Annotated in this window: 6 protein-coding genes; 2 read left to right on the plus strand and 4 right to left on the minus strand. The window is 74.0% G+C overall.

What is annotated here, in order from left to right:
- Positions 1–73: 73 nt before the first annotated feature.
- The 4 genes from AB0M92_RS02430 to AB0M92_RS02445 all read right to left on the minus strand — a co-directional run bounded on the left by AB0M92_RS02430 (position 74) and on the right by AB0M92_RS02445 (position 9,513).
- Entirely contained in the window at positions 74–1,747 is a 1,674-nt protein-coding gene (locus tag AB0M92_RS02430; protein ID WP_366100219.1) for a serine/threonine-protein kinase, read from the minus strand.
- Between the two features lie 124 nt (positions 1,748–1,871).
- Complete coding sequence (locus AB0M92_RS02435; protein WP_366100220.1) at positions 1,872–4,913, minus strand: serine/threonine protein kinase; 3,042 nt, start codon at positions 4,911–4,913, stop codon at positions 1,872–1,874.
- A gap of 185 nt (positions 4,914–5,098) precedes the next feature.
- Positions 5,099–7,672 carry a protein kinase gene (locus tag AB0M92_RS02440; RefSeq protein ID WP_366100221.1) on the minus strand — a complete coding sequence of 858 codons (2,574 nt, stop codon included), beginning with the start codon at positions 7,670–7,672 and terminating at the stop codon, positions 5,099–5,101.
- Positions 7,673–7,806: 134 nt separating this feature from the next.
- The gene (locus tag AB0M92_RS02445; protein WP_366100222.1) at positions 7,807–9,513 is read right to left on the minus strand and encodes a glycerol-3-phosphate dehydrogenase/oxidase; all 1,707 of its coding nucleotides are present in this window, start codon (positions 9,511–9,513) and stop codon (positions 7,807–7,809) included.
- Positions 9,514–9,773: 260 nt separating this feature from the next.
- On the opposite strand from AB0M92_RS02445, the gene AB0M92_RS02450 reads away from it, so the two are divergent.
- On the plus strand, positions 9,774–11,075 hold the full coding sequence (locus AB0M92_RS02450) for a nucleotide sugar dehydrogenase (RefSeq protein ID WP_366100223.1): 1,302 nt from the start codon (positions 9,774–9,776) through the stop codon (positions 11,073–11,075).
- Between the two features lie 121 nt (positions 11,076–11,196).
- Complete coding sequence (locus tag AB0M92_RS02455) at positions 11,197–11,718, plus strand: hypothetical protein (RefSeq protein WP_366100224.1); 522 nt, start codon at positions 11,197–11,199, stop codon at positions 11,716–11,718.
- The last annotated feature ends 21 nt before the right edge of the window (positions 11,719–11,739 follow it).

An 11,739-nucleotide genomic window follows, 5' to 3' on the forward strand; every position in this document is an offset into this window, starting at 1 on the left:
GGGAGGGCTTTGGGTACCCGTCGGTAACCGGATTTTGCCATTTCTGCCAGCGATCGCTGGCAGGATGACGGGATCAGGGCTTCGCGGGCGGCTTCCAGCCGCTGAGCACGACGTCGAACTGCTGGCGCGTCGTGTTCCAGTCGGCGACGGGACTCGACATGTAGACCGCGTACTCGGTGCCGTCCGGGGCGATGTACATCTGCTCGATGGCCCGGCGCGGCCCGGCGTGCGTGCCCTTCTCCATCCAGCTGAAGTCCCAGATCGCGGACCGGGTGCTGTCCCGGAAGGTGTTCTGGTTCAGCTTCTGCTTCTTGTAGTCCGTCCGCTTCGCCACCTGCGTCTCCAGGTCGAGCAGGTGCGCGTACGGGTCCCGGTAGTCCGGGGTCGGGTCGGCGGCGATGCGGATGAAGTGCTTCCCGTTGTCCGGCGTGTAGTCGATCTGGTCGCCGTCCATCTGGCGCTTCCAGCCCGCCGGGACGAAGAGGGTGAAGCCGGTGGGGTCGGTGACCTGGGTGTAGCCCTCCGGCGGCGCGGCCTCTTCACCACCACCACCAGCACCACCACCGCCGCCGCCCTGCTGGTCCGGGGCGCTCGTGTTCTTGTCGGAGCCCGCACCCTTCCCGTCTTCCGAGTCACCGGTGAACTTCAGGACGCCGAAGACGGCGCCGCCGCCGACCAGCGCCGCCACGAGCGCGATGGCGGTGGCCCGCTTGACCCAGCCGCCGCCGGCGGCCTCGGGCCCGGGACCGGGCTGCTCGGGCAGGGCCGCCGTGCGCCCTTGGTCCGCTGCGGGGGCCGGGGCCGGGGCGGGAGCGGGCGCCGCCTCGGGCTGCCGCGCCTCCTCCGCGTCCGCGGCGTCGGCGAGTTCCTCCGGAGTCACGGCGCGCGTGGGTACGTACGCCTGCGCCGCCTTGGGCTGGCGGCCCTCCATGGCCTCGATCAGCATCCGCTCGGTCTCCTGCGCCGAGGGCCGCTCCTCGGGGTCCTTGCGCAGCAGGGCGGTGATGACCGGGCCCAGGGCGCCGGCCTGGCGCAGCGCCGGCGGCTCGTCGTTCACGACGGCCTGGAGGCTGGAGATGGGCGAGGTGCGGCGGAAGGGCGAGCGCGCCTCGACCGCCGTGTACAGGGTCGCGCCCAGCGACCACAGGTCGGAGGAGGTGCCGGGGGTGCCGCCGGTGACCCGCTCCGGCGCCAGGTAGTCGATGGAGCCGACGATCTCGCCGGTTCGCGTGATGGAGGAGTCGCCCTCGATCGCGGCGATCCCGAAGTCGGTGAGCAGGACCCGCCCGTCCTTGGCGAGCAGCACGTTGCCGGGCTTGACGTCGCGGTGCAGGACGCCGACCGCGTGCGCCGCGCGCAGCGCGCCCAGGACGTGCAGACCGATCCGGGCCGCCTCGGCGGGCTCGATCCGGCCGGCCGCCTTGGCCGCGTCCGCGAGGGAGGGCCCGTCGATGTACTCCATGACGATCCACGGCCGGTCGTCGTGCTCCAGTACGTCGTGGACCACCACGACCGCCGGGTGCTGGATCCGGGCCGCGGCCCGGGCCTCCTTCTGGGTCCGGGCGTGCAGCACCTCCCGATCGGCCTGGGCCACGTACAGACCCGCCGTCAGTTCCTTGACGGCGACGGTCCTGTGCAGCAGCTCGTCATGCGCGCGCCACACCTTGCCCATGCCGCCGCTGCCGATGGGCTCCACGAGCCGGTACCGGCCTGCGAGCACCGCACCCGCGCCTGTCTGCTGTTCCACGAAACCCCGCCACTCTGTGCACTTCGGGCCAGATTACGGAGCGCTCGGGGCTCCTGGAACCGTGAAGCCTCGGTTCCGGGTGCACTGTGACGCAATCGCCGTACTGAGTCACCGTCAGTCGGCCTCAACCACCCGATTTGTAACTCCCCGTGGCCTTTTCGAAGACCTCGGTGACCTTGCCCTCTCCGTCCTGTGGCCCGGTCACCATGACGACGTGGTAGCTGCCGCCGAGCGCGACGACGAAATTGCGGGCGACGACGCTGCGGCCGTTGCCGTCGATCCAGGTGTACCGGCCGGTGACGCGGAGCTGGTTGCCGACCTTCGTGGTCTTGACGTCGCCGCCGCTGGCCCACGTGGAGGACCGGTACGGGGCCAGCTCCGGCTCCTTGTCCTTCTGGTACGTCGCCGGGTCGGGACTGCCCTCGACCTTGTCCCGGCCGGGGACGACGGTCAGGACGTACTGCCCGTCGGTGTACCTCACCTGCCCGGCCTCGTTCATCCCGCGCCGCTCCCAGCCGCCCGGCACCGCGATCTCGAAGTGCTCGGGGTCCTGTTGGGTGGTGTAGCCGGGCGGGGCGGGGACCGGGGCGGCGGAGGGCTGCCCGGCCGAGGGCTTCGGCGACTCCTTCGGCGACTCCTTCGAGGATCCCGAGGGCGAGGTGGACGGGCCGTGCGTGGGGGGTTTGGCGACGGCGGCGGGCTCCTGTCCGGACGTCCCGGGCAGGAAGAACACGGCGTAGGCGACGGCCCCGGCGAGCAGGACCAGGACGCCGAGGAGCAGGCTCCGGCCGAGGGCGCGGGGCTTGCGGGAGGCGGCGGGATTGCGGTGGCGGCCGTGCAGGTCGCCGCGCCGGCGTACGACGGGCAGCCGCGCGGGGTCCGGCTCCGGCATCGGGAGCGCGGCGTGGCCGCCGTCCGGCTCGGGGGCGGAGCGCACGAGCGAGCGCAGCCAGCCGCGGAGCTCCTCGAAGTCGGGGCGCTCGGTGGGGTCCTGGCGCAGCAGCGACTCCACGATGGGGCGCAGCGGGCCGCACTCCTCGGCGAAGGCCGGGGACTCGGCGCAGACCATGTCGACCAGTTCGGTGACGTTGTCCTCGGGGTACGGGGCGTGCCCCTGGACGGCGCGGTACAGCAGTGCGCCGAGTCCCCAGAGGTCGGTGGCGGGGCCGATGGGCGCGGCCAGCTGCCAGGGCCCGGTGACGGACCCGGCCTGCTCGGGTGCCCACCGCTCGGTGACGGCCCCGACGACGGCCATCCGGGTCAGCCGGGCCCGCTCGGCTCCCAGCCCCCGGAGGCCGCCCCAGCTCGCGTCGGCGCCCTGAGCGGGCGGCGCGGGCGGGGTGGGCGGCGCGGACCGGGTGGGCTCGGGCGCGGACCGACCGGGCTGGATCCGCCCCGGCAGGGGCCGGGCCTGCGGCTGCCCGGGGAGCGGGTACGCGCCCGTGTCCGAGCCGTCGGAGCCGCTCGGCTCGGGCCGGTCGGGCTCGGGCCGGTCGGGCTCGGGCCGGTCGGGCTCGCCGGACGGCAGGTACGAAGCCATGCTCGGGCCCTGCGCGCCGTACGGCCGGGGCGGGCCGGGCAGCACGTACGCGCCCGCGTCCGGGCCTTCGGGCCGCCGCGTCCGGGCCCGGTCGGCCTGAGGCGCCGGCTGTCCGGGCAGGCCCGGGCGGAGGTAGGCCGTCGGGTCGGGGGCTTCGGCCTGGTGGTAGCCCTCGGGCAGGGCGAGTTGGGCGGGCAGCGCGGTGCGCATCGGAGGGTCGGGCCGCGATTCGGGCTCCCGCACCGGCTCCTGTGCCGGGTGCGGCTCTTGTACCGGGTGCGGCTCCTGTACCGACTCCCGCACCGGCTGCGGCTCCTGCCCGGGCTCCGTCGGCTCGGCGGGCGGAAGCGCGGCCTGCCGGCGCGGGGTGGCTCCGTGCCACGGCGCGTTCGCACGGCCGTCGCCGTCCGGTCCCCCGTACGGGTAAGAGTAGCCCTGCGGGAGCTTCGAACCCTGCGGCCTCGGCTCCGGCGCGGGCTCGGAGCCGCTCTTGCGCTGCTCGGTGACGCGCGCGGCGGCCGCCTGCGCCCCCGCCCGGTACGCGGCGATGGCCCCAGCGCGGGCGGCGGCCTTGAGGTCGGGCCGCTCCCCCGGCACCCGGGGGGTGATGTGGTCGGAGTAGCGCGGCCCGGTGTCGTACCCCGGCGCCACGAGCGGCGCGTAACCGCCCGCGCCCGGGCCGCCGTCCACGCCGTCGCCTGCCGACTCGCCCCGTACGGCCAGCCCCGCGCCGGGCTGAGCGGCGGGCCGGGTGCCCCGGCCGCGGCCGTCGCCCGGTGCGTCCGTGTCCGAGTCCGAGTCCCGCCACATCTCGGGCCCCGTGCCCCGACCCGGGTCACCGCCCGGGGCGGCCGTACCCGCGTGCACGGACGGCGCGGGCGGCGCACCGCGCCCCGGCGCCCCGCCGAGGCCGGACTCCGGGCCGGGGGCCGCGCTCCGGCCCGGACCGCCACCGGAACTCGGCCCCGTGGCCCAGCCCTTGGCCGGCGGCGGCGCGTCCCAGGTCTCGGCAGCGGGAAGCGCGGACTCCGCGGGGATCGGGTCGTAGCCGCACAGGGCGTCCTCCGCGGCGCCCGCCGCCAGGCCCGTCAGGACGACCCTGCCGTCATCGCATATCAACACGGTCCGGACCGTGATGTTCCGGTGTGTCCAGCCGTGCGCGTGGAGCACCCGCAACGCGGTCAGCACGTCCGCCGCGACCTCCGCCGCCCGGTACGGGCTCAGCGGTTCATCGGCGATCAGCGCCGCCAGCGGGCGCGCCGGCACCAACTCGCTCACTATCCACAGCGACCCGCCCTCGGCGAACACGTCGAAGACCTGGTCCAGCCGGGGATGGTCCGGCACGGACGCGGCCGCCTGCGCCGCCGCGATCGCCCGGCGCACGGCCGGCAGATCCCCCACCGCCCGGCGCCCGGCCGACACGGCGGGGTGCGGCCCGCCGGCGGCCGACGCGTCCCCGTCCAGCAGCTCGGCGTCCACCACCTCCGGCAACGGCACCTGCCGTACCAGGACTTCCTGCCCGCTGCGCGTGTCGAAGGCCCGGGTCTCGACCAGTTCGTACTCGTCCGACGGCGGAAGCGGCAGACGGTAGCGGTCGGCCAGGATCCGGCCCGCGTAGTCCTCCACTTCGCCTCCCCCGAGTGCCGGGGCGCACGTCCCCCATGGCCCCACTGCCACGATACGTCGCGCAGGGCGCCCGCGTCCCGAGCCTGCGAAGGCTCGTCACCCGACCGTGCCGGGGGCGGAGTTGAAGCGGGGCCGCAGGAGGCGGGGCGGAGGGGCGGCGGGACGGCGGGGCGGAGGAGGAGGGGTCAGCCCAGGGGCTGGAACGTCTGGAACGCCGTGTTGCGCATCGTCGTGCATTCCGGGGCGTCCCACTGGTCCGCCGGACAGCTGATCATGATGGCGTAGCCGTGCTTCGCGTCCACCTTGAAACCGCGGTTGAGCACGCGGACCTTGATGCCCTTCTGTTCCCGCTCGAACTCCCAGTCCGCGACGGTCGGGTAGCCGTTGTACTCCGTCGCGTCGATGCGGATCGTGCGGTAGTTGGTGCTGCCGCTCGCCGTTCCGGCGACGGCCTCGGCCCAGGCGGCGCGGGCGTCGTTGCCGGGGCTGGCGGTGTAGTCGACCTGGATGCGCGGGAAGCCGCCGTCGCGGCTGTATATCGCGCCGGAGTTCTCCCCGGCTATGCCCGTCACCTTGAAGCCCGTCGGCATCGCCATCGAGAAGTGGAACCCGGGGTCCGTCACCTTCGCGTACCCGTCGGGGAGTCCGGCTCCGGGGCTGCCCGGAGAGGAGCCCTGCCCCTGGCTCTGCCCCTGGCCCTGGCTCTGGCCCTGCTGGGCGCCCGGGGACTGCCCCTGACTCGGCTCGCTGCCGGCCCCGCCGTCGGCGTTTCCGGTGCCGGTGCCACCCTTGCCCGAGGTGGCGTTGGTCTCGCCGGTCTTCGGAGAAGAGCCGGGGCTCGGGCTGCCGGACACCGCCGTACCCGGACCGCCCTTGCCCTCTTCCTTCTTCTTGTCCTTCGGGTCGTCACCGCTGAACGCGTACGCGATGAGCGAACCGATCACGGCGAGCGCGACGACCACACCGGCTATCGCCAGGGCGATGGTGCGGCGGGACATGACGTCGGTGAGCGGCGCCGCGACCGGCGAGGGCCTGCTCGGCGCCGGCGCGGGGGCCGGGGACTCGGCCGCCGAGGCCGCCGTGGCCGCCGCGGCCGCCGCGGCGGCGGCCGCGGCCTTGCGGGTCGCCTTCAGCGCCGCGCGGGCCCGGTCGCGCTGCTCGCGCTCCAGCCGTTCGCGCTCCTTCTTCTCCGCCTTCTCAGCGGCCTTCTCCGCGGCCTTCTCGGCGGTGGCCTTGGCCGCGGCCTCCTTGGCGTCGGCGAGCGAGATCTGGCGGGTCTCCTCGACGGCCGGGGCGAGGACGGGGGCGGCCACCGGCTCCGGCGCGTTGACGACGGCGGTGAGCATCACCCGCGCGCGCTCGTCGTCGAGGCGGCGGGCCGGGTCCTTGGCCAGCAGGCCGTAGATGACCTCGGTCAGCGGACCCGCGTTCTTGGGCGGTTCCACCGGCTCGGTCATGACGGCGGTGAGGGTGGCGAGCGCGGAGCCCTTGTCGTACGGGGGCACGCCTTCGACGGCGGCGTACAGCAGTCCGCCGAGGGACCACATGTCGGCGGGAGGGCCGGGCTTCTGGCCGCGGGCGCGCTCCGGGGAGATGTACGAGGGGGCGCCGACGAGCATGCCGGTGGAGGTGACGGAGGGGTCGCCCTCGACCTGGGCGATGCCGAAGTCGGTGAGGACGACGCGGCCGGTGCGCGCGATGAGGACGTTGGAGGGCTTCACGTCCCGGTGCAGGATGCCCTGGCCGTGCGCGGCGCGCAGGACGTCGAGGACGGCGAGGCCGACCTCGGCGGCGCGATGGGGGGTCAGCGGGCCGTTCTCACGGATGAACTCGGCGAGCGAGGGGCCCTCGATGAGCTCCATGACGATCCACGGGCGGCCGTCCTCGTCGACGACGTCGAAGACGGTGACCGCGCCGCCGCTGCGGATCCGCGCAATGGCCTTGGCCTCGCGGAGAGTGCGGGTGATGAGGCGGCGCTTCTCGTCTTCGTCGACGCCGGTGCTGAAGCGGAGTTCCTTGACGGCGACCGTGCGGCCGAGGGTCTCGTCCTCGGCGCGCCAGACGGTGCCCATGCCGCCCTTGCCGAGCACTTCGCGCAGCCGGTAGCGACGCGCGAGCAGCCGGCCCTCGTCGTGTCCGCCCTCGGCGGCCTTGGCGGCGGCGGCCTTGACGGCGGCGGCAACGGCATCGGCCTTCTCGACGACGGGATTGACCGCGCCGGCCTTCTTGTCATCGGCCTTGGCCCCGGCCTCCGGCTCCGCGCCTCGGGAGGCGCCGCCGGCTCTGGCGGCCGCGGGCTTGCCCAGGTCCGGCTTCGCACCCTCGGGCGCACTGCCCTCGGCGGCCTCGGCCGTGGGCCCGGCGTCCTGCGGCTTCGCCGCGGGCGATCCGTCACCGGCCCCGCCGGAAGCGGGCTTACCGCCGGCGGCGGCCCCGGACGCGGGCGTGGGCGTGGCCGGCGCCTTGCCCTTCGGCCGCGCCGGGGAGGCGGACGCGGCCGCGGGCTTGCCCGGATCGGGCTTGCCCAGGTCGGGCTTGCCCGGGGCCGGGTCCGGCTTCGCGTCCTCGGGCGCGGCGTCCCCTGCCGTTTCGCGGGCGGACTTCCCGTCCTCGGCGGCGTCGGCCGCGGGCGACGCGTCGGTGTTCGCAGCCTCCGGCTCCGCCCCGGCCGCGCTCAGGTCCCGCTTCGCCGCAGGCGACTCGGCACGCGTAGCGTCCTGCTTCGCCGCAGGCGACTCGGTGTGCTCCGGCTTCGACATGCGTCCCCTCTGCGATCGTGCCGCCTGCTGCCCCGGGGATCCCCGGTAACCCGCCCCGGCAGAACCCTCATTGTTCCTCACTCCGCAACGGACGGGCGCCCCGGGTCCGCGGTTCCCCCCTCCGCATCCCGGAGTTACAACGGAACGATGTCGGGCGCCCCCAGCCGCGCCGCGTCCGCCGTCTGGTCGTCCGGCTGCCGCTGCGATTCCCGTTCCGCCTGCACCCGCTTCTCGTAGTGTTCCACTTCCTTCTCGATCTGCTGCTTGTCCCACCCGAGAACCGGAGCCATCAGCTCCGCGCACTCCCGCGCCGAACGCGTCCCCCGGTCGAACGTCTCGATCGAGATCCGCGTCCGCCGCGTCAGGACGTCGTCCAGATGCCGGGCCCCCTCGTGCGAAGCCGCGTACACGACCTCTGCCCGCAGGTAGTCGTCCGCACCGCCCAGCGGCTGCCCCAGACCCGGGTCCGCCGCGATCAGGTCCAGCAGTTCGTCCGTCATCGAGCCGTACCGGTTCAACAGGTGCTCCACCCGCACCACATGAAGACCCGTCCGGGCCGCGATCCCGGCCCGCCCGTTCCACAACGCCCGGTACCCCTCCGCCCCCACCAGCGGCACGTCCTCCGTCACGCACTCCGCGACCCGCTGGTCCAGCCCGTGCACCGCCTCGTCGACCGCGTCCTTCGCCATCACCCGGTACGTCGTGTACTTGCCGCCCGCCACCACCACCAGCCCCGGCACGGGATGCGCCACCGTGTGCTCGCGCGAGAGCTTGCTCGTCGCGTCCGACTCGCCGGCCAGCAGCGGCCGCAGGCCCGCGTACACCCCCTGCACGTCGTCCCGGGTCAGCGGCACCGCCAGCACCGAGTTCACGTGCTCCAGCAGGTAGTCGATGTCCGCGCTCGACGCCGCCGGATGCGCCTTGTCCAGGTCCCAGTCCGTGTCCGTCGTGCCCACGATCCAGCTGCGGCCCCACGGGATGACGAACAGCACGGACTTCTCCGTCCGCAGGATCAGCCCGGTCGAGGAGTGGATCCGGTCCTTCGGTACGACCAGATGGATGCCCTTCGACGCCCGGACGTGGAACTGCCCGCGCTCCCCGATCAGCGCCTGCGTGTCGTCCGTCCACACCCCGGTCGCATTCACGATCTGGCGCGCGCGGATCTCGTACTCCCCGCCGCCCTCCACGTCCTGCACGCGCGCCCCGACGACCCGCTCGCCCTCCCGCAGGAATCCGACCACCCTCGCCCGGTTGGCGCACTGCGCCCCGTACGCCGCCGCCGTGCGCACCAGCGTCGCCACGTACCGCGCGTCGTCCATCTGGGCGTCGTAGTACTGCAGCGCCCCCACCAGCGCGTCCTTGCGCAGCGCCGGCGCCACCCGCAGCGCGCGCTTGCGCGACAGGTGCCGGTGCACCGGCAGCCCCCGACCGTGCCCGCTGGAGACCGACATCGCGTCGTACAGCGCGACGCCCGATCCGGCGTAGAACCGCTCCCAGCCCTTGTGCTGGAGCGGATACAGGAACGGCACGGGCTTCACCAGGTGCGGAGCCAGCCGCTCCAGCAGCAGACCGCGCTCCTTCAGGGCCTCCCGCACGAGAGCGAAGTCGAGCATCTCCAGATAGCGCAGGCCCCCGTGGATGAGCTTGCTCGACCGGCTGGAGGTGCCGGACGCCCAGTCCCTGGCCTCCACCAGCCCCGTCGAGAGGCCTCTGGTCGCGGCGTCGAGCGCGGTGCCCGCGCCGACCACGCCCGCGCCCACCACCAGCAGGTCCAGTTCCCGCTCGGCCATCTCGGCGAGCGCCTCTTCGCGCTGGACCGGCCCCAGTGTCGCTGTCCTCACGGCTGCCTCCCGTTGGTGCGGGTCGTCCCTGCTCGGTGCGGGTGACCCCGCTCACATCCCCCGCTCACGATTCTGACCCGCCGCACCGACATCAGCCACCGCCTGTGGACAACACAACAGTGACCATCACCCCGTAATACGACACATCGGTCATATATACGCCTAGTCTGACATCGCGCCAGCTCCACACTCCACCTGCACGGTCCACAGGGCTTGCGCACCCAGCCCCCTCATGCATGTCAGGGAAGGGACGGCACCCCATGCCCGCAGATCTCGCCGTCATCGGACTCGGCCACCTCGGCCTCCCGCTGGCCCAGGCGGCCGTCGCCGCCGGAATCGAGACGGTCGGCTACGACAGCGGTCCGGCGACAGCCGCAGCCACAGGACCCGCCGGAGCCACGGGCCCCACCGGGACCACGGCCACCACCGCCGCCAACGCCACCGACTCCACCCTCACCGCCGCCGAGATCCGCCGCATGTCGGCCGCCGGCTTCCGGATCACCAACAACCCCGCCGAACTCGGCCGGGTCCGCACCGCCGTGATCTGCGCCCCCACCGGCCTCGGCGCCGACCGCGCGCTCGACCTCTCCGCCGTCGGCGAGGCGGGGCGCACGCTCGCCGCCCGGCTGCGCCCGCACACCACCGTCATCCTCGAATCCGCAGCCCACCCGGGCGTCACCGAGGACTACCTGCGACCCATCCTGGAGACCGGCTCCGGACTGCGCGCCGGCCGGGACTTCCACCTCGCCTACTCCCCCAGCCGGCTCGACCCCGGCAACCGGACGCACGGCATCGCCAACACCCCCAAGGTGATCGGCGGCCTCACCCCCGCCTGCACCGAGTCCGCGCACGCCTTCTACGCCCGCCTCACCGAGAAGGTGGTCCGGGCGCGCGGCCTGCGCGAGGCGGAGACGGTCCAGCTCCTCGAAACGAACTACCGCCACGTCAACATCGCCCTCATGAACGAGATGGCGGTGCTCTGCCACGACCTCGGTGTCGACCTCTGGGACGTCATCCGCTGCGCCGAGACCAAGCCGTACGGGTTCCAGGCCTTCCGGCCCGGCCCGGGGGTCGGCGGCCGCAGCGTCCCCCTCGACCCCAACTACCTCCCCCACACCACCCGTACCCCGGGCCACCCCCTGCGCATGGTCGGACTGGCACAGGAGATCAACGGCCGGATGCCCCAGTACGTCATCCAACGCTCCGCCACCCTGCTGAACGAGCACGGGAAATCGGCCCGCGGCGCCCGCGTCCTGCTGCTCGGCGTCACCTACAAGCCGGACCTCGCCGACCAGGAGGGCTCGCCGGCCCGTGAGATCGCCAGCCGCCTGCTCGACCTCGGGGCGCTGGTCAGCTACCACGACCCGTTCGTCGCCGGATGGCGCGTCAGGGACCGGCCGGTGCCGCGTGCGGAATCGCTGTACGAGGCCGCCGCGAACGCCGACCTGACGATCCTGCTCCAGCACCACCGCACCTACGACCTCCAAGGCCTCGCCGTGAAGGCGCAGTTGCTGCTGGACACCCGCGGGGCGAGTCCGGCGGGCGCGGCACACCGGCTCTGACCGGGCCGGACCGCACCGCACCGCGCCCAAAAAACGCTCCAGCGGATGTCGGAGCCGCCTGCTAGCCTGCGGCGACTCTTATCTCGTCCATACGTCCTCGGCGACCTCCGAGGACACGCGTATGCCCGAATCCCTGGGGGGGATCTTCACCTTGAGCCAGCACACCCAGCCGCCCGCGCCCGAGTCCGGCGCACCCGTCGTGGCCCCCGCCGTCCCGTACCCCGCCGAGCCCGCGCGCACCGGCAACCTGGGCCTGGGCATCGCCGCGGCCGTGGTCGCCGCTCTGGTCGCGGCCGCCGCGTACGGCGGGATCATGAACGCGATCGACCGCCAGGTCGGCTACGCGGCGGTCGGCGTCGGTCTGCTGATCGGCTTCGCCGCCGGCAAGGCCGGCGGCAAGAACCCGGTGCTCCCCGTGGTCGGCGTGGTGCTCTCCCTCGGCGCCGTCTACCTCGGCCAGCTGTTCTTCATCGCGCTGGCCCTGGCCGACTACGGCAACGTCGGCCTCGGCGAGGTCCTCGACAAGGCGGGCGTCGGCGGTCTGAACGACATCTGGCAGGAGGGCGCGGACGCGATGGACTACGTCTTCCTCGCCATCGGCGGCTTCGTGGCCTTCGGCGCCGCGAAGAAGGCCAGCGACTGAGGCTCCGACCGGCCGAACGCC

It is taken from the genome of Streptomyces sp. NPDC051582, assembly GCF_040681715.1.
Classification (GTDB): domain Bacteria; phylum Actinomycetota; class Actinomycetes; order Streptomycetales; family Streptomycetaceae; genus Streptomyces.